General features: G+C 35.9%; 15 protein-coding genes. 7 read left to right on the top strand and 8 right to left on the bottom strand.

The features are described 5' to 3' along the window. Window positions 1-24: 24 nt before the first annotated feature. From PMOB_RS09240 to PMOB_RS09230, 3 genes are all read left to right on the top strand, one after another. Window positions 25-1,098 carry a glucose-1-phosphate thymidylyltransferase gene (locus tag PMOB_RS09240; protein ID WP_012209586.1) on the top strand — a complete coding sequence of 358 codons (1,074 nt, stop codon included), beginning with the start codon at window positions 25-27 and terminating at the stop codon, window positions 1,096-1,098. 18 nt (window positions 1,099-1,116) lie between these two features. Next, entirely contained in the window at window positions 1,117-2,721 is a 1,605-nt protein-coding gene (locus tag PMOB_RS09235; protein ID WP_012209585.1) for an alpha-amylase family glycosyl hydrolase, read from the top strand. Window positions 2,722-2,791: 70 nt separating this feature from the next. Beyond that, entirely contained in the window at window positions 2,792-3,568 is a 777-nt protein-coding gene (locus tag PMOB_RS09230) for an inositol monophosphatase family protein (RefSeq protein WP_012209584.1), read from the top strand. 62 nt (window positions 3,569-3,630) lie between these two features. Here the strand turns inward: PMOB_RS09230 and PMOB_RS09225 are convergent, their stop codons facing one another. From PMOB_RS09225 to PMOB_RS09190, 8 genes are all read right to left on the bottom strand, one after another. Continuing rightward, window positions 3,631-3,966, bottom strand: coding sequence for a P-II family nitrogen regulator (locus PMOB_RS09225; protein ID WP_012209583.1), 336 nt, complete (start codon window positions 3,964-3,966; stop codon window positions 3,631-3,633). Window position 3,967: 1 nt separating this feature from the next. Next, a complete protein-coding gene (locus PMOB_RS09220) occupies window positions 3,968-5,293 on the bottom strand; it encodes an ammonium transporter (protein WP_012209582.1) in 1,326 nt (441 codons plus the stop codon). A gap of 134 nt (window positions 5,294-5,427) precedes the next feature. After that, entirely contained in the window at window positions 5,428-6,948 is a 1,521-nt protein-coding gene (locus PMOB_RS09215; protein ID WP_012209581.1) for a glutamate synthase subunit beta, read from the bottom strand. 30 nt (window positions 6,949-6,978) lie between these two features. Further along, window positions 6,979-11,559, bottom strand: a complete 4,581-nt coding sequence (gene gltB / locus PMOB_RS09210) for a glutamate synthase large subunit (RefSeq protein WP_012209580.1) — start codon at window positions 11,557-11,559, stop codon at window positions 6,979-6,981. Window positions 11,560-11,676: 117 nt separating this feature from the next. Next, entirely contained in the window at window positions 11,677-13,002 is a 1,326-nt protein-coding gene (gene glnA / locus PMOB_RS09205) for a type I glutamate--ammonia ligase (protein WP_012209579.1), read from the bottom strand. Between the two features lie 300 nt (window positions 13,003-13,302). After that, window positions 13,303-15,630 carry a homocysteine S-methyltransferase family protein gene (locus PMOB_RS09200; protein WP_231282468.1) on the bottom strand — a complete coding sequence of 776 codons (2,328 nt, stop codon included), beginning with the start codon at window positions 15,628-15,630 and terminating at the stop codon, window positions 13,303-13,305. Beyond that, window positions 15,620-16,141, bottom strand: coding sequence for a vitamin B12 dependent methionine synthase activation region (locus PMOB_RS09195; protein WP_012209577.1), 522 nt, complete (start codon window positions 16,139-16,141; stop codon window positions 15,620-15,622). Before PMOB_RS09195 ends, PMOB_RS09200 begins: the two co-directional genes overlap by 11 nt. A 223-nt stretch (window positions 16,142-16,364) precedes the next feature. Further along, on the bottom strand, window positions 16,365-17,198 hold the full coding sequence (locus PMOB_RS09190; RefSeq protein WP_012209576.1) for an HAD-IIA family hydrolase: 834 nt from the start codon (window positions 17,196-17,198) through the stop codon (window positions 16,365-16,367). A 293-nt stretch (window positions 17,199-17,491) separates the two neighbouring features. Between PMOB_RS09190 and PMOB_RS09185 the strand changes: the two genes are divergently transcribed. Genes PMOB_RS09185 through murJ form a run of 4 tightly spaced genes read left to right on the top strand, consistent with a single transcriptional unit; the run spans window position 17,492 to window position 21,504 of the window. After that, on the top strand, window positions 17,492-18,388 hold the full coding sequence (locus PMOB_RS09185; protein ID WP_012209575.1) for an aldo/keto reductase: 897 nt from the start codon (window positions 17,492-17,494) through the stop codon (window positions 18,386-18,388). Window positions 18,389-18,406: 18 nt separating this feature from the next. Beyond that, the gene (locus PMOB_RS09180; RefSeq protein ID WP_012209574.1) at window positions 18,407-19,342 is read left to right on the top strand and encodes a 1-phosphofructokinase family hexose kinase; all 936 of its coding nucleotides are present in this window, start codon (window positions 18,407-18,409) and stop codon (window positions 19,340-19,342) included. A gap of 27 nt (window positions 19,343-19,369) precedes the next feature. Further along, window positions 19,370-19,999, top strand: a complete 630-nt coding sequence (upp, locus tag PMOB_RS09175) for a uracil phosphoribosyltransferase (protein WP_012209573.1) — start codon at window positions 19,370-19,372, stop codon at window positions 19,997-19,999. Between the two features lie 20 nt (window positions 20,000-20,019). Then, window positions 20,020-21,504 (top strand): murein biosynthesis integral membrane protein MurJ, encoded by a 1,485-nt coding sequence (gene murJ, locus PMOB_RS09170; RefSeq protein WP_012209572.1) that lies wholly within the window; start codon window positions 20,020-20,022, stop codon window positions 21,502-21,504. Window positions 21,505-21,507 lie beyond the last annotated feature (3 nt).

Here is a 21,507-nt window from a genome sequence, read left to right as displayed (position 1 = left end):
AATCAAACAAGGAGGCAAAAAGCTATGAAAGCATTAATACTCTGTGCGGGGAAAGGAACAAGACTTCGACCACTAACCTTCACAAACGCTAAACCATTGATACCGATAGCTAACAAACCAACCATTATGTATAGCTTAGAAAAAATAAGGGACGCTGGGGTTACAGAGATCGGTTTGGTAGTAAATTCAGAAAATATAGAAGACTTTAAAAAAGTCTTAGGTGACGGTAGTCAATTAGGTATAAAATTATCGTATATTATACAAGATCATCCAAAAGGTTTGGCGCATGCTGTAAAGGTTTCAAAAGACTTCCTTGATAATGATGACTTTATAATGTATCTGGGGGATAACTTGGTAAATTTTGATCTTAAAAATTTTATAGACCAGTTTAAACAAGGAAATTATGAATCTTTTATACTTTTGACTTCCGTTGATAACCCTTCACAATTTGGAATAGCGGTGATGGAAGATTCTAAAGTAACAAAGGTTGTCGAAAAACCAAAAGATGCGCCATCGAATCTCGCAATAATTGGGGTTTACATATTCACTCCGAAGGTTTTTGAGGCAATTCAAAATATTCAACCTTCGTGGAGAGGGGAACTTGAAATCACCGATGCCATTCAATGGTTAATAGATAATTCAAAAAACGTTGGAGCTCACATTGTTGAGGGTTGGTGGAAAGATACTGGAAAACCTGAAGATTTAATCGAGGCAAATAGAACGATTCTCAGTAATTTAAAAGAGCAAAAAATAGAAGGAGAAATAAGATCAGATTCTTCGGTCCAAGGAATGGTCCACATAGGGAAAAATACGAAGATAATGAACTCTATCGTCAGAGGACCTGTAATAATTGGAGAAAACGTTACAATAAGCAATGCGTACATAGGGCCATATACAAGTATCGGTGACAGTGCCTATATAAACTCTTCAGAGATTGAGAACAGTATAATCTTAAGTTATGCAAATATTTCAAATGTGTATATAAGGATAGAATCATCTATTATAGGAGAAAATTCAAAGATTTATTCAGCAGAACGAAAACCATATTCTCTAAAATTGATAATAGGCGATTATAGCAACATACAAATACCAAAATAATAGATAGTTAACTTGGGGGTGAAAATAATAGACGATAAAATAGAGATAATAACTGAACTTTGGAACAAACTGTATTCTGATAACCATAAATTGGAAATTCTCTTAGACTTTTTAAAGTCAAAAAAAGATTCTTTCACATACGCACCAAACGATAAATTTTGGTATAAGAAAGGTTTGGTCTATTCTACTTATGTTGACCTATTCGCTGGTGATTTTGACAAAATGAAAGAAAAATTAGATTATTTGAGTGATTTAGGTGTAACTATATTATGGCTTCTTCCTATTTTACAATCTCCAATGAAGGACCAAGGATTCGATATTTCTGATTTTTACAAAGTTCGAGATGAATTAGGTGGCAATGAAAGTTTTTTCGAATTCATCGATCTTGCGCACGAAAAAGGTATAAAAATTCTTTTTGATGTCGCAATAAATCATACTTCTGATGAACATCCATGGTTTCAAGAGGCAAAAAAATCAAAAGATTCTAAGTATAGGGATTATTACATATGGAGTGACACAGATAAAAAATACTCCCAAGCCCGACTGCTTTTTAAAGGTATGGTAAACAGCAACTGGACCTACAACCCTGAAACGAATGACTATTACTTTCATAGATTTTACGAAATACAACCGGACTTAAATTACAAAAATCCTGATGTGCTGATAGAGATGATAAAAGTTTTTACCTTCTGGAAAGAACACGGTGTCGATGGTTTTAGAATGGATGCAGCACCGTTTTTATGGAAAGAAGAAGGTACTAACTGTGAAAATTTAATTCAAACTCACTGGATTTTAAAAATATTCAGAGCAGCTTTAGATTACCTAAAAGAAGGAACAGCATTGATAGCAGAAGCCAATCAGCCTCCTAAAGACGTTGTTGCTTATTTTGGTAATTCTGATGAATGCCAGGTTGCATACCATTTTCCCGTTATGCCAAAAATTTTTTTGTCTATAGCTGAAGGTAACCCCAATTATATAATAGATACTCTTTCTGAAAGAATCACCCCGCCTATTCCAGAAAATTGTCAATGGTTCGTTTTTCTAAGGTGCCACGATGAATTAACCTTAGAATTCGTCGACCCAGAAGAAAGGGCGAAGATGTTGAAATACTACTTGCTCGATGAAAGATGGAATTTCAGAGAAGGAGAAGGGATCGCAGGAAGATTGTACAACCAAATGGGTAAGGATTACAAAAAAGTGCTTTTAGCTTATTCAATTTTGTTTTCTTTGGATGGAACACCAATAAATTATTACGGTGATGAAATAGGAATGGAGAACAATGAAGAATTCTATAGGAAAATGACTGAAAAGATAAGCCATAAAGATTCAAGATTTTTCAACAGAGGACCTTTCGATGAAGAGAAAAGAAAAGAAGCTCTGAACAACTCTAACAGCGATAGTTATAAGATTTTTCATGGAATAAAAAAGATGCTTGATTTAAAAAAGGAAAACCAAGGTCTGTTTTCAGAAAAACCAATCTATGAAAATATCGATGGTGTATTTAAAGTTACAAGGAGTAATCAAAATAGGCAGATTATTATTTATAACAACTTAACCGCTGAAAGCAAATCATTAGATAGTATCACTTTGCAACCTTATGAATATGTGTGGAAAATAAGTTAAAAGCGCCCCGAAGGGGCGCTATATACAAAGTTTCTAAAGATACTCAAAACTCTTTTAGGAGGAAAATTAATTGACAAAAAATGATTTCATTGAAATAAAAAGAATAGTCTCTAATGCCGGTGAAAAATTAAAAATGTGGAGCACCGAGAATTTCCATGTTAATTCAAAAAAATCTCGAACCGATCTTGTAACCGATGTGGATTATCAAATACAGGAATACCTGATAGAAGAGATAAATAAAAGTTTCCCAAATTCATTATTTTTAGCAGAAGAATCAGGGCTAACCAAAACTCCTGAGAAAAATGAATATTGGGTTATAGACCCTATAGACGGTACGGTTAATTTTTCAAGGGGATTGCCAGAACATTGTATCTCGGTAGCCTATGTTGAAAATAAAGAACCAACAATAGGTATTATCTATTCGCCTTTTATGAACCTTTTTTACTCAGCCACAAAAAACAATGGCGCTTATTTAAACGATAAAAGATTGATACCGCACTGGGCTAAAAATTTTGAAGATTCCATGATTTCCCTTGGAAATGAACGAGGGAAAACATACAAATATTTTAAAGCCTTGGAAGAGAAAGTTATGAGGATTAGATTGTTTGGTACTGCCGCCTTGCAGATCGCTTATGTGGCATCGGGTTTTTTGGATGCCTTTATATCTATAAGATCTCATCCATGGGATGTAGCAGCAGGACATCTAATATTAAAAGAAGCGGGCGGGGAAATTGTAGATCTCGATGGAAAAAATGTAAATATTTTCCAGCCTGACGCCCTTTACTGCAATCCTAATATTATTCAAGATCTGATAAATAATGTAAAAAATATTCAAAAATTTCAATGATGGATAATAATTCGTATTTATTGGTCCAACGAAACAAATGCGCCCACAGGGCGCATTTTTATTTAAGTGGTTCGTATTTTTATACTTTCTTCTACCGGTGTAATATAAATCTTTCCATCACCTACCTTACCTGTTTGCGCGTGTGCTTTTATAGTTTCTATAATTTTTTCAACTTTGTTTTCGTCAGTTACTATTTCTAATTTGATCTTTTCCTTGAATTTTACTTCATATTCTTTTTTCTGTTTGTAATCTTCCACCTCTTTTTCTTCCCCTTTTTGACTACCATATCCATAGATCTTATCAATGTTAATGCCATCGATACCAACTTTTTCTAATCCTACGATGACTTCCTCAAATTTTTCTGGCCTGATAAAACATTCAATTTTCTTGTATCCCATATTATTCACCTTCCTCATCAATTTTTACTCTCACGCTTCGCCCTTTAAGCGGAGTTAAATCAGGATAACTAACAGATCCATGCTCTGCAAAATCTAAGCCCTCTATTTCACTAGTAGAATCAATCCTTAAACCTATTGTTAAATCGATACTTTTAAAAAGGATGTAGGTAGTTACAACGGTCCAACCTGCAACAGCTAGCACCCCTTTTAGCTGAGTCAAAAACAGATTTAATCCTCCTCCGTAGAGTAATCCACCATCCACAGCAAATATTCCAACCATTAATGTACCGAACGCTCCACCAACTCCATGCACAGAGATTGCTCCAACAGGATCATCGATATGTATTTTGTCGAAAAAATCTATAGCTAGAACAACTAAACCACCGGATAAAGCTCCTATTATGGCAGCGCCAACATTAGTAACACTTGCTGTGCCAGCAGTGATTCCCACCAATCCAGCTAAAACACCATTTAGGGTAGAGTTGACGTCCGGTTTTTTGTAAATAAACCAACCTATCGTCAACGCCCCCAACCCTCCTGATGCGGCAGCTAAATTTGTAGTCATCGCTATATCAGCGATTTTGAGATTTAAACCTGAAATGGTACTTCCAGGGTTAAAACCAAACCATCCAAACCATAGGATGAAAACCCCTAAAGCAGCTAAAACTAAGCTATGTCCTGGAATCTTATTCGGTGTTCCATCTGATCTGTATTTACCGGTTCTTGGCCCTAAAACCATTGTTCCCATCAGTGCAGCCCATCCGCCTACGGAATGAACTACTGTGGAACCTGCAAAATCAACCATATCTGATAACCAACCTCCACCCCATATCCAATGACCAACTATGGGATATATAAATGCACTGATGAAAACACTGTAGATCAGATAACCTGTGAATTTAGTTCTTTCCGCCATTGCTCCAGATACTATAGTTGCAGCGGTTGCAGCAAATACCGTCTGGAATATTAAAAAAGCGTTAAGCGGAATGTTTAATCCCAGATATTCAAAACTTCCTTGCCAACCTATGAAACCATTCCCAACACCAAACATAATAGTAAACCCAACTAGCCAGTAAAGTATTGAGCCAACTAAAAAATCCGTAAAGTTTTTCATGATGATGTTTACCGTGTTCTTTGATCTTGTAAACCCTGCTTCCACGAGCGCAAATCCAGCTTGCATAAAAAACACTAAAAACGCTGCGAGTAAAGTCCACATAGTATCGATGGAGCTTACCACGTCCTCCATAGTAATACTATCTGCGAGTAAAACGGTTGGAACAATAAAGGCAACAGACATCATCAACAAACTCTTCCAAACTCTCTTCATAATACCCTCACACTCCTTTTTTTGTTTTTTCCAAACCCCAGAATATGGTACTTAACGTAGACTTTTTTCACCTCCCATTACAAAATAAAAAACCGACGCATTAATTTTTCTGCGTCGGCTTTATAACAACAATACTACAGCGTTTTGAGCCGACGCTGTTTATTATTGTTATTATTGGAAGAAATTAAGTATTCATTACATTCTTTTGCTGCTTGTTTCCCTTCATTTATTGCCCATACTACCAAACTTTGTCCCCTTCTCATATCTCCAGCTGAAAAAATCCCTTCCACATTTGTCGAGTATTTTCCTTCTTCCGTTTTAACGTTTGATCTTTTATCTGTTTCTACATTTAACTGCTCAATTAAATACTTTTCGGGGCCTAAGAATCCCAAGGCTAACAGAACTAAATCTGCTTTCCATACCTTTTCTGTTCCATCGATTTCTTTTGGAAACAATTTTCCTGTTTTATCCTGTTTCCATTCTACTTCAACGGTATGGACCTCTTTAACGTTACCTTTTGCATCTCCAACAAATCTTTTAGTTGAAATGTTGTACAATCTCGGATCTTTACCGAATAGTTCTGCATATTCTTCCTGAGCATAATCAACAGTTAAAACTTTGGGCCATTCTGGCCAAGGATTGTTTTGTCTCCTTAAAAGTGGAGGTTTGTCCATAATTTCAAACTGTACAACACTTTTACAACCCTGTCTTAAACTAACTCCCACACAATCCGTTCCCGTATCTCCTCCACCGATTACGATAACGTTCTTACCCTTAGCAGAGATCTCCTCAATATCTTTTTCACTTTTTATAAATTGAGACAGTATTCTCTCGTTTGCACTCTTCAAAAATTCTGTGGCAAAGTATATCCCTTTTAGGTTTCTTCCCTCTACGTTTAAATCTCTCGCTTTAGCGGTTCCTCCACATAATACAACGCTATCAAACTCTTCTTTTAGCTTTTGAGCAGGATAATCTTTACCAACGTCTATATTAGTTTTGAATTGTATGCCAGATTTTTTCATCAATTCTATACGTCTTTTTACAATCTTTTTGTCCAATTTCATATTTGGTATACCGTAAGTCAATAAGCCCCCCGGATATTCATACTTTTCAAAAACTGTAACTTCATGACCATATCTTTTTAACTCCCAAGCACATGATAACCCTGCCGGTCCAGAACCTACAACAGCCACCTTTTTACCAGTGGAGTAAGATGGCTTATCCTCTTCTACCCAACCATTTTTGAATGCTTCTTCTATAATATAATATTCAATACTTTTAATGGAAACCGGATCCTTTACCAAATTGTTTACACAAGCTTTTTCGCATGGAGCAGGACAAACCCTTCCCGTGAATTCTGGGAAACTGTTTGTTTCGATCAACCTTTCGTAAGCTTCTTTCCAAAGGTTTCTATATACTAAATCGTTCCATTCTGGAATCAAATTATTCAAAGGGCACCCCGAGACCATATTATTTATCAATATGCCAGAATGACAAAACGGTGTGCCGCAGTTCATGCATCTTGCTGCTTGCATTCGAAGTTCATCTTTTTCCATTTCTATATATAATTCTTCCCAATCATTTATTCTTATTTTTGAGGGTCTTTCTTCAGGGGTTTTTCTTTCATACTTTAGAAATCCTTGGGGATCGCCCATATAGTGACCTCCTTTACAAATTGCGAATGTTCAATGCATTTCAACCAAAGATTGTTGCTTGTAATTATCTTCAAAAGCCTTCATAAGTGCTTCTTCACCAGTAATCCCTTCGATATGCATCCTTTTTACAGCTTTCATCATTCTCTTGTAATCTTTGGGTATAACCTTAACGAATCTTTCTTTAGCTTTTCCCCAATTGTTCAAAATGTTTTTAGCCACATTACTACTCGTGTATTCGTAATGCTTTTTTATCAGTTCTTTTATTTCGTTCTCTTCGTTCTCTTCTTCAACTTTTTCCAACAAAACGGTATCTTTGTTACATTTGGATTCAAAGCTATTGTCTTTGTCATATACGTAGGCTATTCCACCTGACATACCTGCAGCAAAGTTTCTACCCGTTTTACCAAGTATAACAACCTTCCCACCTGTCATATATTCACATCCATGTTCACCAACACCTTCGGCAACAGCCGTAGCCCCACTGTTTCTGACCGCGAAACGTTCGCCCGCTAAACCACTGATGTATATTTCACCGCTCGTTGCTCCATACAAGGCAACGTTACCAACAATTACATTTTCTTCTGCATAGAATTGAGAATCCTTGGGTGGATATACAATAATTTTTCCGCCCGATAAACCTTTAGCTATGTAATCGTTTGAATCGCCTTCTAATATCAACGTTTCCCCCTTGGGTATGAAGGCTCCAAAACTTTGACCAGCTGATCCTTTGAAATGTATTTTTATTGTATCTTCAGGCAGTCCTTCCTCACCATATCTTTTAATTATTTCATTTCCCAAAATTGTTCCAACGGTTCTATTCACATTTTTTATATCTAAAGTGGCCTCAATTTTTTCTCCGTATTCTAGTGCATTCTTGCAAATGGGAAGTAATTTAGTTATGTCCAAGGTATCTGATAAACCATTGTTTATTGGTTTAGGATATTGGCTGAATGAGTAATTTGTTATTTCTGGTTTGTATAATAATTTTGAAAGATCGATACTATGTGCTTTCCAATGATTTTTTATTTCTTTTTGTCTTAATATATCCACACGCCCAACCATTTCACTAACCGTTCTGAACCCTAACTTGGCCATATATTCCCTTACTTCAGAGGCGAGAAAGTACATGAGATTGATAACGTATTGAGGATCGCCTTTGAAATTTTTTCTCAGTACAGGGTTTTGTGTTGCAATTCCCACAGGACATGTATCCAAATTGCAAACTCTCATCATGACACACCCTAAGGCAACTAACACAATTGTGGCAAATCCAAACTCTTCTGCACCTAAAAGTGCGGCAATCACTATGTCTTTTCCTGTTAGTAACTTACCATCCGTTTCCAAAGTGACCCTATCTCTCAACTTGTTCATCACCAAGGTTTGATGAGTTTCCGCCAATCCTAACTCCCATGGCAAACCAGCGTGCCTTATACTAGTACGTGGTGAAGCACCTGTACCTCCATCAAAACCGCTTATCAATATAACATCCGCTCCAGCTTTTGCTACGCCCGCTGCTATAGTACCTACACCAGATTTTGAAACTAATTTTACGTTTATTCGAGCGTTTCTATTAGCGTTTTTTAGGTCGTATATCAATTCTGCTAAATCTTCTATCGAGTAGATATCGTGGTGTGGAGGAGGTGAAATGAGAGTAACTCCTGGAATAGAGTTCCTTACCTTTGCCACCCACGGATAAACCTTGTTCCCAGGTAGCTCCCCACCTTCCCCAGGTTTTGCACCTTGTGCTATCTTTATTTGGATCTCTTGAGCGTTGTTTAAGTAGTTGATCGTGACTCCGAATCTTCCAGAAGCAACTTGCTTTATTGAACTATTCTTTGAATCCCCATTTTGTTCTTTTGCGAAACGGTTTGAATCCTCCCCTCCTTCACCTGTGTTACTCTTGGCACCTATTCGATTCATCGCTATTGCTATGGCCTCGTGTGCTTCTTGACTTATTGACCCAAAAGACATAGCTCCTGTTTTGAATCTTTTAACAATCGATTCCACAGGTTCTACTTCGTCAAGGGGAATTGCTTTCGTTTTATCAAAATTGAACTCAAAAAGACTTCTCAAACTGTATAATTTTGCATCTTCGTCGACTATAGATTGTGAAAACTTTTTGAAAAGTTCATAATCGTTGTTTTTAACAGCATTTTGTAAATAATAGATGGATTCGGGGTTATACAAGTGATACTCACCTTTTGCCCTCCATTTTATAAGACCTTCTGAATCAAGCACCGATCCTTTATTAACCTGATCAAATGCATTTGAATGGCGTTTAGAAATTTCTTGAGCTATTTCTTTTAGGCCTATTCCTTCTATTTGTGAAGTGGTTCCAGTAAAAAATTGCTCTACGATAGACTTTTTTATCCCTACTATTTCGAAGGTTTGAGCACCTTGATAGCCTTGAAGGGTCGAGATCCCAAGCTTTGATAACACTTTTTGAATACCTTTCAAGGCAGCATCTTTATACCTTTGAACGGCTTCTTCATATTTCAAACCTTTAATGTAACCTTTATTAACTAAACTTTCAATACTTTCATAGGTGAGATATGGATTGATAGCAGAAGCACCATAACTTATGAGTGTACAAAAATGATGTACTTCTCTTGGTTCTGCAGATTCCAAGATTATTCCAATCTCCGTCCTATTTTCTCTTCTAACCAAATGGTGATGAATACCCGATACCGCTAGTAAAGCTGGAATTGGAGCATAATCTTGGTTAATTCCTTTATCCGACAATATTAATATATTTGCACCATCGTTTATGGCAGAATCAGCCTTTTGAAAGAGGTTTGCAATTGCTTTTTTTAGCCCTTCTTCTCCATCTTTTACCTTGTACAAGATGGGTAAGATAACGGTTTTGAAACCTTCTAAGTCAATGTTTTTTATTTTTTCTATTTCATCGTTGGTAAGAATAGGGTTTTCGATCTTTATTTGCCTACAACTGATGGATGATGGATCAATAAGATTACCTTCAGAACCTATGTAAAGATGGGTAGAGGTGACTATTTTTTCTCTTATAGCATCTATTGGAGGATTGGTTACTTGAGCGAAAAGCTGTTTGAAATATTCATACAATAACTTTGGACGTTCAGATAAGACGGCCAAAGGTGTGTCATCCCCCATGGCCCCAACGGGGTCGGAAGCATCCATAACCATAGGTTCTATGATCATTTCAATGTCCTCAAATGTGTATCCGAAACATTTTTGTTTTGTAGTTAAAGATACATCATTAATTTCCATATTTCTCTTTTTTGGATGCTCAGGAAGATCCTCAATATTCACAATGTTCTCTTTTACCCATGAGAAATATGGCTTTTCTGAAATTATCGGTCGTTTTATCTCTTCGTCATTTAGAATTCGACCTTTTTCAATATCCAGCAACAACATATTCCCTGGCGTGATCCTTCCCTTAGTTGAAATCTTTTGAGGAGGTATTTCAAGGACCCCAGCCTCTGAAGCAAGTATCAATTCATCATCCGTTATGTAGTATCTTAATGGTCTCAATCCATTTCTGTCCAGTGTCGCACCTACTTTTGTACCATCGGTAAAAATAATCGCCGCAGGGCCATCCCAAGGTTCCATCAAGCAACTGTGAAATTCATAAAACGCTTTCTTTTCTACATCCATCGTTTGATTGTTTTCCCAAGGTTCGGGTATCATCATCATTATCGAATGAGGTAGCGATCTACCAGACAAATAAAGGAATTCTAAATTGTTGTCAAACATTGCTGAATCACTGCCATCTTCATCGATTATTGGGAAGATGTCCTCAATGTTTTCTCCAAAGATATCTGTGCTTACCTTGGATTGCCTTGCCTTCATCCAGTTAACATTACCAATTATAGTGTTGATCTCACCGTTGTGAACCATGTACCTATAAGGGTGAGCCCGTTTCCAACTGGGAAATGTGTTCGTACTGAATCTGGAGTGTACAATAGAAAACGCCGATTTGAAAAGAGGATCAGTCAAGTCTGGGAAAAAGTGTTTTAATTGTTCCGCTGTTAACATCCCTTTGTAAACAATTGTTTTAGAGGATAGACTTGCTATATAAAAGGTTTTATTTTCATCTGTGTACGGTATTTTTATCTCTTTTTCACTTTTTTTCCTAATTAGGTACAATTTTCTTTCAAATTCTATTTCAGATTTCAAGGAAGGATTCTTAGCGATAAAAACTTGTAGAAAAGATGGCATGCTTTTTAATGCAGTTGGGCCAACAAATGCTTTATTGATAGGTACATCTCTCCAACCTATTACTTTTTGGCCTTGATCGGTGACTATTTTTTCAAATTGTTGTTTGAAGATATTTGTAAGAGTTTTATCTCGGGGACAAAAAACCATACCCACGGCATATTCATTTTGATTCGGAAGCTTGAATCCTAAGTGTTTTGATACGTTTATTAAAAAATCATGGGGAAGCTGAAGCAGTACCCCTGCCCCGTCCCCATCATTTTCTTCTCTGCCTCGCGCACCACGATGAGCCATATTTTTTAAAACGCTCAACGATTTGTCAACTATTTCATGTGACTTTATTCCTTTTGTACTTGCAACTAATCCAACTCCACAAGCATCATGCTCAAACTTTGGATCGTAAAGCCCATTATTCATTTTAACCCTCCCTCCTATATTGGAGACTGTCCCAATACAGTGTGTTTCTGTATAATACTTTTTGAAACCCCGGTTTTATTTTTAAAAAAGAAAATAATAATAGATATTAAAGGTTTATCAAAATTGGTTTATGTACTTATTAATCTCCCAATCAGTTACCGCTATCTTAAACTCTTCAATCTCTTTTTCTTTTAATTCTATAAATTTTTTAAATATGTGTTCTCCCAAGATTTCGGCTATAAATTCGTCTTTTTTCAGAGCTTCCAAGGATTCATTGAGTGAACCAGGTAAATATCTAATATTTTTTTCACTCTTTTCTTTGTGGTCCATTTCGTAAATATTTCCATCAACGGGTTGAGGTGGCTCTATCTTGTTTTTTATACCTTCTAAACCTGATGAAAATACACTAGCTAAAAGTAAATAAGGATTTGCTGTTGGATCTGGAGATCTTAATTCCAACCTAGTTCCGTCTCCTCTCGACATCGGTATCCTCACTAAAGCACTTCTATTCAATACGGACCATGCGATGTTAACAGGGGCTTCGTATCCGGGAACTAACCTTTTATATGAGTTTATCGTAGGATTTGCCAAAACGGTTATCGCATCTATATGCTTAAAAACACCTCCAATAAACCATCTAAGCTCACTGCTTAATTGATAAGTACCGTTTGGATCGTAAAAGATATTCTTTCCGTCTTTAAAGATACTCAAATGGGTGTGCATCCCTGAGCCGTTCATACCAAAAAATGGCTTAGGCATAAACGTTGCCCACAGCCCGTTCAATAGAGCTATCGTCCTTACAACCAATTTAAAAGTTTGAATATTGTCGGCGGTTCTAAGAGCGTTGTCGTACCTGAAATCAATTTCATGTTGAGAATTTGCTACTTCATGGTGAGCAGCCTCCACTCTAATACCCATACTTTGTAGAGTTTCTACCATGTTTTTTCTAACCCTTTCCCCTAAATCTATTGGGAGCAAATCGAAATAGCCTCCCCTATCAAGAGGAGATAATACCGGTTGTCTTGTTTCCTCATCCCTTGGAAGGATAAAAAATTCTGGTTCTGGACCGGCATATGGGGTATAGCCATACTCTTTCATATCATTCATGACTTTCTTCAACACATATCTGGGGTCACCTTGGAAATGCTTCCCATCAGAAGTATAAATGTCACAAATGAATCTACCAACTTTTTCTCTTTCAACGGTCCACGGCAAAACTGCAAAGGTGTCTATATCAGGTTTAAGCAACATATCGGATTCGTTGATTCTCACTAGCCCTTCAATCGATGAACCATCAAACATAGTCCCGTTAGTCAAAGAAGATTCTAACTCTGTAGATGGTATTTCTACGTTTTTCAAGGCTCCGTTGATATCAGTAATTTGCAGTCTAATATACTTTATACCTTGACTTTCTATCTGTTCCAATAGTTCCTCTTTTGTCATAAATTTTTCCCTCCCAATAAAGTAAAATCGCTAAGATATTATTTTCAAAAGTTAGTTTAAATTGAAAATTGTTTCATTATTTCTAATTATCGGTAAATATTTATGATTAGAAGCATTTATTTGCGATTATACACTGAAATCTCCATTTATCAAAATTTGAAAAAAATTTCGTTATATTTGCTCGAAATTTTTTATCTATAAGTATTTTAGAAAAATTGATAAATTTTATCATGTTTTATCGACATAAAGCTTTTTCTTTTTATTAACATTTTTGATATATAAAAATCGGAAGATACACAATTACGAATTCAAATTGACCCAACTTTTGCATATCTTGAGCCCTTCGCTTGCATCTTTAGCGTAGGCATCACATCCAAAAGTTTCAGCTAATTTTCTGTTCATAGAAGCACCACCAGCAATAACTTTCACATTAAGACTCAATTTTTTTAGTTCATTTACCACATCTTCTATTTTTCCCACGGTAGTTGTCATCATAGCCGAGAGCCCTAATATATTTGGTTTTTCTTTTTGTACAGCGTCGATTATTATAGAAGTTTCCACATCTTTGCCAAGATCTATAATTTTGAAGTTAGCGCTTCTTAATACTGCTGCTACTATATTTTTACCAATATCGTGTATATCTCCTTCTACCGTGGCTAGTACGACTTTAGCTTTTTTATCGTTTTGAGATTCAGGAATCAAATTGTTTAGGTAATCAAAAATGGGTTTGACAGTTTCGGCAGCTAACAATAACTCAGGAAGATATATGTTCCCTTGTGCGTAGAGGTCTCCGATCTTTTCCATCGCTTTACCCAGCACATCTTGACTAACTTCTAATGGACTTTTCTCTTTTAACTGATTTTCAATGATTCGTTTTACTTCACCTTCTTCACCTTGTAGGATTTTCTCGGTTAATTCATCTTGTTTTTCAACCTTAGTTGGTATTACAATATTTTTATCCAACAATAGGTTGCCATTCAACGTGTTCATAAGAAACTCATCTTCTGGATTTAAGATGGCTGAAGTCAAGCCTTTACTTTTTGCCCTTGAGAGAAAAGCTGCATTTATATAATTTCTGTTTGGTAAACCGAAGCTAAGATTCGAAAGACCCATAGTGGTATTGAACCCATTTTGCGAGAGTAATTTTACTGTCTCCAAAGTAATATTTGGATCGTTATTGGCAGCAAGGGATAGCACCAATGGGTCAACTATAATTCTATCTTTACTTATTCCTTTACTTTCTATGTATGGCCATTTTCTTAGCATTAGTTGTAGTCTTTCTTCTGCAGATTCTAAGATTTCTTTCTCAAGCGCTAATACTATTAATAACCCACCATATTTTTTAATCAACTCTAGTTTTCTGTCTAGATCTTTTTTACTCAATTTAGAAGAATTGATTATTGGTCTTCCTGGATACTCTTTTAAAGCGCTCTCTAAAAACCCAATATTTTGAATGTCAAAAGAAATAGGAAGAGAAGAGTGTTTGTCTAATTCTATGATAATTTTTTTGAAATGCTCTTCGTTCAAAATCTTTTCGATACCCAAGTTAACGTCTATTGCATGGGCTTTTGCATTTTTTTGATTGTTTGCCCTTTTTATTACATTATCGAAGTTGAATTCTTCAATTTCATTTTGAAATTTTTTGTTCCCCGCAGGATTTATTCTCTCTCCGATAACGGTAAAGGGATGAAATTTGTTTAAGATCGTTCTTGAAGAGTACATAATAGGTATTTCTTTAACTATTTTTTTAGGTCTTCTTTTTACCATATTCCTAATTACCTTTATATGTTCTGGAGAGGTACCACAACAGCCTCCAATAATATTTACTCCTAAATCTAAATAGTCTTCAACAAACATTCCAAATATTTCGGGCGTCATTTTGTATTCCAAATTTTTTCCATCAAAAATGGGTTTACCAGCGTTTGGTTCGACTGATAAAAACTTGTTTGTTGAGAGTGATAGACGCTCAAAAACCTTTAAAAGATCCTCGGGACCCAAAGTACAGTTAATTCCTAGTACATCTACATCTAAATCATTAAAAACATTCGCAAAGATTTCCACAGAAGTCCCCGTAACGGAACGGCCGTTCTCTTCAAACGTCATATGAGCTATTAAAGGTAAATCTTCTGTAACTTTTCTTATTCCATATACAGCAGCTTTTAGCTCTTTTATATCTGTCATTGTTTCAACGATAAATCCATCTACACCGCTTTCAAACAACACTTTTGCCTGTTGATAATACTCCTCAATAGCTTCGTCCATTTCAAGAGCTCCCATAGGCTTTGGATACTCTCCTAGAGAAGATAGATCGCCAAAGACCAAAGCTTTGCCTTTTGATGCTTGCTTGGCAATTTCAACTGCTTTGACGTTGACCTTTTCGAATGCTTCTTCATAATTTAGCTCTTTGAGTTTTCGTCGATTTCCACTAAAAGTATTAGTTAAAAGAATGTCTGCTCCAGATTTTACGTATTCACTTTGTAGATTGTAAACTACTTCTGGATATTCGATGTTTAAAATCTCAGCAGGAATATTTTTATATCCTCTTTTTATAAATTCTGTTCCATATCCTCCGTCTAAAATGAGTATCTTTTCATTCAATATTTCTGCAAACTCTTTTCTATTCATCATACCACCCTATCATACATACAGTACTTTTTCTTGGAGTTATGATACCAGTTTCTTTGTTGACAACTACTATCTCTGTTTTGAGTAAATTACAGACGATATCCCAATTTTTTCTCACATCTATATCCGAATATCCAGGAGAAAATCTCCTGGTACCTTTACCGAAATCTTTTCTAAGTTTTTTATCGATAGATTCGTTGAACGCTTCTATGGCTTCTGAAGCCCAAGCATCCATTAACATGGAAGAGAGAGTATTGGCGTTTGATATATAGTTGTCTATTTCGTATCCTAAGGTGGATACAAAAAAAGTGATCGACTTAACACCTTCGAAAGATTTAGGAATCAGCTCTTTTGGAAGTGAGTCTACTTTATATGTGTCACATATGGCTTTTGGTTGTGCTAATTCTAAGCCGATCTTGTATATTTTATTTATTTCTTCTTTTAATTTGTCGTTGATTTGGAATTTAGATCCATTGAAGCCTGCTCGGAGTAAGTATATTTTTTTTTGAGGCATTATTTCATAAGTTTCTGGAATGTAGATTTTAATAAAATTCCCCCTCCTGTTATTTCGATAATAACATCTTTAGAAAGTCCTGCGATAGCGCCCCTTCGCCCCGCAACCCGCCCATAAGGAAAAGGTTCTTTACCCTTTCATCCAACTCCCCACCCATAAGGAAAAGATTCTTTGTCCTTTTATCCATTTCCCCCCATCTACGGAAGAACAAAAGACTATACCTTTAGCCACGTCCCCCATCTATGATTAGATCTGCAAGTTGTCCTAAATCGTCAACTACAAGATCCGGTTTTATTGCAGAATCTTTTAGGTCCTCTAATTTTGCTTCCCCGGTTAATACTAATGTAGATAACGTACCAGCGTTTATTCCAATTAATATATCGGTATACAACCTGTCTCCAACTATACAGGTTTTTTCTGGGGTTACTTGATAATCTTTCATTATCATTTCTAAAATCTTGGGATCTGGTTTCCCAAAGATGATGTCGGGTTCTTTATTGCATGCTTTAGATACTACACTTGCAATAGCAGCGGTATCGGGGATAGGCCCTTCTTCAGTTGGACAGTTCAAATCTGGATTGGTAACAAAAAAGAAGGCTCCTTTAGATACAAATATGGAGGCTTTTGCTAACTTATCATAGGTTAAACTTTTATCGAAAGTAACTACCACCATCTCAGGGAAATCTGTAACAATTTGATGTCCAAATCTTTCATATTCTTCTATCATTGAGGGAGTAGCCACCAAAAAAATCCTTTTTGTCCCAAACTTATCTTTTATATATTCTGCAGCAGCGATACCTGCTGTGTAGATTTCGTTTTCTTTTATTGGATAGTTTAAAGCGTCAAACTCTTGTTGGTATTCTTTCTTCGATTTGTTTGAATTGTTGGTTAAAAAGACAAGCTTTTTATTTTGCTTTTTTAAAAGGTTGGAGAATTTTAGTGCACCGTTAACTAACTTTTGGCTGACATAAAAAGTACCGTCTATATCTAAAACGAAGAGTTCTATTTGTTGTAATTTTTCGATTGTTTTTATATCGTTTATCAGAGTAAAAACCACCTTTTTTAAAATTTAATTCTGTTTTTAGAAACTCTAAACCTTTTATTAGCGCCCCTTCGCCCCGCTCCCCACCCATAAGGAAAAGATTCTTTTGTCATTTCATCCAGCTCCCCACCCATAAGCAAAAGGAGCCTTTACCCTTTTGACCCGCAGACCTGCTTATGCATTTAATTATATCAAAAAATTAAAAGTTTGTTGCTTTTTTTCTATTTCAAACGATAGCTAAGAATAAAATATGTTATAATAAATGGAATAAAAAGTATTCAAATTCTTCTAGATCAAGAGGTGAAATAATGCAAGTCAACGTTTCTAATAGTGGTTTGTATTTATCAAGAATAGTACAAGGGATGATGAGACTTAGAGACTGGAATTTTTCAACAGAACAAACAGAAAAATTTATTATGAAAGCGATAGATTTAGGAGTAACTACTTTCGATCATGCCGATATTTATGGAAATTATACTTGTGAAGGCTTATTTGGAGAAGTTTTAAAGTCAAATCCTTCTTTAAGAGATAAGATGCAAATTGTAACCAAGTGTGGCATAGTACTTCCTAACAAGGAGACAAAAAGAATTCATTATTACGATACTAGCAAAGAACATATTCTGAAATCTGTAGATAATTCCCTTCGTAGTCTTCATACCGATTATATCGATTTACTACTGATACATCGCCCAGATCCCTTCATGAACCCAGAAGAAATTGCAGAAGCCTTCTTAGAATTACACAAATCTGGTAAAGTTCGTTTCTTCGGAGTGTCAAACTTCACCATCAATCAGTTTGAAGCTTTACAATCGAAATTGAATCTTCCTTTGGTGACTAATCAGATAGAAATCTCTCCATTCAACTTAGAACATTTTGAAAACGATAATATTTATTTTCTAAAAGGGAAAAATATCAATCCAATGGCTTGGTCACCTTTGGCTGGCGGGAAGTTATTCGATGGTTCAAACGATAAATCAGTAAGAATATTGACAACGTTGAAAGAAGTTGGCAAAGAACTGGATATTGATTCAATAGATACTGTTGTCTATGCTTGGCTTTTAAACCATACTGTCGGGATAATCCCTGTTTCTGGAAGCGGTAGATTAGAAAGACTTAAGAACGCTGTTGAAGCTCTGAACGTAGAAATGACGAGGGAGCAATGGTTTAAAATCTATGAAGCTGCCCTCGGCCATGATGTACCGTAAAGGAGACGATGATTTTATATGATATTTACAATAACGCTTAATCCATGTTTAGATAGATACCTTTATGTAGATAAATTAAAAACAGATGATACTACCCGTGTTAAAAAGATAAAAGACTATCCTGCAGGAAAAGGAATAGATGTTTCTAGGGCAATCAAAGAATTAGATGGGAAGTCCGTAGCTATTTCTTTTCTTGGTGGTGAAAACGGAAGAAAGATTGAGGAAATGTTGGACAAAGAAGGGGTAATATACACAGCTGTTAGAATTACAAAAGAAACGAGAATGAACATCATCCTACAGGAGCAAAATTTTCAATACCGGCTGAGTGTTCAGGGCCCAAAGATTCCAAAAACTGATTTGAACCAACTGTATGAGACTCTCAAACTTTTAATCAGAGAAAATGATACCGTTGTTATTTCAGGAAGTTTGCCACCAGGAGTAACCCCAAATTTTTATGCAGAAATAATTTCTTACCTTAAAAGGAAAAACGCTAAGGTATATTTTGATGCCGATGGTGAAAATTTAAAAGTCGGAATCGAATCACACCCTGATTGTATCAAACCTAATTTATACGAGTTTCAAAGGGTTCTTGATAAAAAAATAAATGAGATTGACCAAGACGAACTTGCTAAATATGGTTTGGAGCTAATTGATAAGTACGGAATAAAAGAAATATTGCTTACTCTAGGATCAAACGGAGCTATGTTTATCTCAAAGGAGAGTTGCCTATACTCTCCTTCCATAGATGTCCCTGTTCAAAGTGCCGTTGGATCCGGAGATTCCTTTCTTGCCGCTTACGTTTTAAAACGTGAAGAAGGCGCAAATGTAGAAGAATCATTTAAATGGGCAAATGCCTCAGGTAATGCCTCAGTCATAACTCCAGGAACAGAACTTTGTAGAAAAAATGACGTTTTGAGGCTTTTAGATGAAGTCAAAATCGAGAAGATATTTTAACAAAGATTTGGGAGGTGCAAATTTTAAATGAATAATCTTCACGTCGTTGATCATCCTTTGATAAAACACAAACTTTCTATAATGAGAAATAAAGACACAGGACCTAAAGAATTCCGGGAACTTTTGAAGGAGATAACCCTTTTGCTAACCTATGAAGCAGCCAGAAATCTCCCTACGATGGAAGTTGAAGTTGAAACGCCAATTGCACAGACAAAGGGAGAAATGGTTGAAGATAAAAAAGTTACCATAGTTCCTATATTGCGAGCAGGTTTAGGTATGCTGGATGGTGTTCTTTCATTGGTTCCAAACGCCAGTGTGGGCTTTCTGGGTGTGTATAGAGATCCCGAAACCCTCAATGCAATAGAGTATTATGTGAAGTTTCCGCCTTTGACAGAAGACCATCAAATCTTTATTCTCGATCCTATGCTTGCCACAGGACATTCTATGAATCATGCTATAAAGCAAGTGAAAAAACAGGGAGGACAAAATATCACTATTATGTCCTTGATAGCCGCTCCTGAAGGGGTTAACGTAGTTGTAAGTGAAAACCCAGATGTGATTATTTATACTGCTGCTTTGGATAATAAACTCAATTCAAAAGCGTATATTGTTCCAGGATTAGGGGATGCAGGAGACAGATTGTACAGGACCAAATAAAGAATATCGGGGGCATTTGGATGTCGAAATTGTTGAGGCATACATTTCTTTTCTCTTTGGCAACTCTTATAAGTAGACTTTTAGGCCTTTTGCGGGATGCTACCTTTGCTCATTATTTTGGGATTAGTGCAGAGTACGATGCATATTTAGTTGCCATTCTTCTACCTTTTTTTCTTCGGAAAATCTTCGCTGATGGAGCCCTCTCCTCAGCTTTTATTCCTTTATTTACAAGAAAACAAGGAAAAGATTCTCAGGTTTTTCTTAGCACCACAATATGGTTTGTATTAATAACGACTGTTTTATTATATATACCTGTATATCTCTTTTCCGACCAAATAGTTTTAGTTTTGGGAACAGGTTTGTCCGAATCAACTATGGAATTAACCTCTTATTTGTTGAAAATTACATATCCATTTATAATTTTTATCTCTTTGTGGGCAATAGCTACCGGTGTTTTAAATAGTAAAGATATCTATTTTGGGCCTGCTTTCGCTCCAGCTTTATCCAACCTTTGCAGTATCGTTTTTATCTTTTTATCTTCTTACTTTTCCCCAAGAATATTGGGACCAACTATAGGATTCACAGTGGGTGGAGTTTTACAGTTTTTGTTGGTTTATTATCTTTTGAGAAAGATACACTTCCGGATGACACTTGATTTTAATTTCAAAGATCTGAAAAGTATAATGAACTTGTTTGGTCCCGCATTATTAGGAGTAGCAGTAGCTTCCTTGAATACGTTGGTCGATACCAATATCGCAACCTGGACGGGTACTGGCGGTGTCTCGACCATTCAATACGCCCTGAGAATTTATCAGCTTCCTCTAAGCATATTCGCCATCAGTGTTGCAAACGCCCTTTTACCTAAATTATCGTATTCTTCGAGTATAAAAGATGAAAAAGAATACAACAAGAATTTGAAAGATAGTATAGAACTAACTTTGTTCTTTGCAATTCCTTCCATGTTCGGTTTGATATTTTTAAACAATGAGATCGTTGCTTTGATATATCAACATGGTAGTTTTACCTTTGAAGATACGTTGATAACAGCAAAAACTTTGTTGTATTATTCTATAGGGCTTCCATTTTATTCTTTACATACCATTTTCATTAGGACTTATCACTCTAAATTAAATACAAGGTATCCTTCTTTAGTCGCAGTTGTAATGCTTTCAGTGAACGCAATTCTCGATGTTTTGTTGGCTTTCAGATATGGTGTTGTTGGAATTGCCTTTGCAACTTCTATTTCTGGAATTATCGGCATGTTTATGACTGGTTTCAATATTATTAAAGGTTTGACTGGTGAAGATTGGGTAGAAATATTTAAAATTTTCATCGCAAGCGCTTTTATGTCCATATTTATTGTGACTTGTAAAGGATTTTTCGATTCGAGATTGTTAGTTGTTCTCCTGATTGCTCTGAGTGTAATCGTCTACTTCCTATCAGCGTACCTTATAGGTTCAAAAAAGTTAAAATTAGCAATAAACCTTTTCTTGAAAAGAAAATAAGAT

The sequence above is a fragment of the Petrotoga mobilis SJ95 genome (genome assembly GCF_000018605.1).
Taxonomy (GTDB): Bacteria; Thermotogota; Thermotogae; order Petrotogales; family Petrotogaceae; genus Petrotoga; species Petrotoga mobilis.
Note: the sequence above shows the minus strand (reverse complement) of the source record. Positions and strands in the feature narration are given on the sequence as shown.

What these genes read in the sequence shown, in the direction of transcription:
- PMOB_RS09200 (WP_231282468.1), bottom strand. Translation starts at nt 15,630, where the DNA reads ATGATGAATAGAAAAGAGTTTGCAGAAATATTGAATGAAAAGATACTC.
- PMOB_RS09220 (WP_012209582.1), bottom strand. Translation starts at nt 5,293, where the DNA reads ATGAAGAGAGTTTGGAAGAGTTTGTTGATGATGTCTGTTGCCTTTATT.
- PMOB_RS09215 (WP_012209581.1), bottom strand. Translation starts at nt 6,948, where the DNA reads ATGGGCGATCCCCAAGGATTTCTAAAGTATGAAAGAAAAACCCCTGAA.
- PMOB_RS09180 (WP_012209574.1), top strand. Translation starts at nt 18,407, where the DNA reads ATGATATTTACAATAACGCTTAATCCATGTTTAGATAGATACCTTTAT.
- murJ (WP_012209572.1), top strand. Translation starts at nt 20,020, where the DNA reads ATGTCGAAATTGTTGAGGCATACATTTCTTTTCTCTTTGGCAACTCTT.
- PMOB_RS09225 (WP_012209583.1), bottom strand. Translation starts at nt 3,966, where the DNA reads ATGGGATACAAGAAAATTGAATGTTTTATCAGGCCAGAAAAATTTGAG.
- gltB (WP_012209580.1), bottom strand. Translation starts at nt 11,559, where the DNA reads ATGAATAATGGGCTTTACGATCCAAAGTTTGAGCATGATGCTTGTGGA.
- glnA (WP_012209579.1), bottom strand. Translation starts at nt 13,002, where the DNA reads ATGACAAAAGAGGAACTATTGGAACAGATAGAAAGTCAAGGTATAAAG.
- PMOB_RS09185 (WP_012209575.1), top strand. Translation starts at nt 17,492, where the DNA reads ATGCAAGTCAACGTTTCTAATAGTGGTTTGTATTTATCAAGAATAGTA.
- upp (WP_012209573.1), top strand. Translation starts at nt 19,370, where the DNA reads ATGAATAATCTTCACGTCGTTGATCATCCTTTGATAAAACACAAACTT.
- PMOB_RS09195 (WP_012209577.1), bottom strand. Translation starts at nt 16,141, where the DNA reads ATGCCTCAAAAAAAAATATACTTACTCCGAGCAGGCTTCAATGGATCT.
- PMOB_RS09240 (WP_012209586.1), top strand. Translation starts at nt 25, where the DNA reads ATGAAAGCATTAATACTCTGTGCGGGGAAAGGAACAAGACTTCGACCA.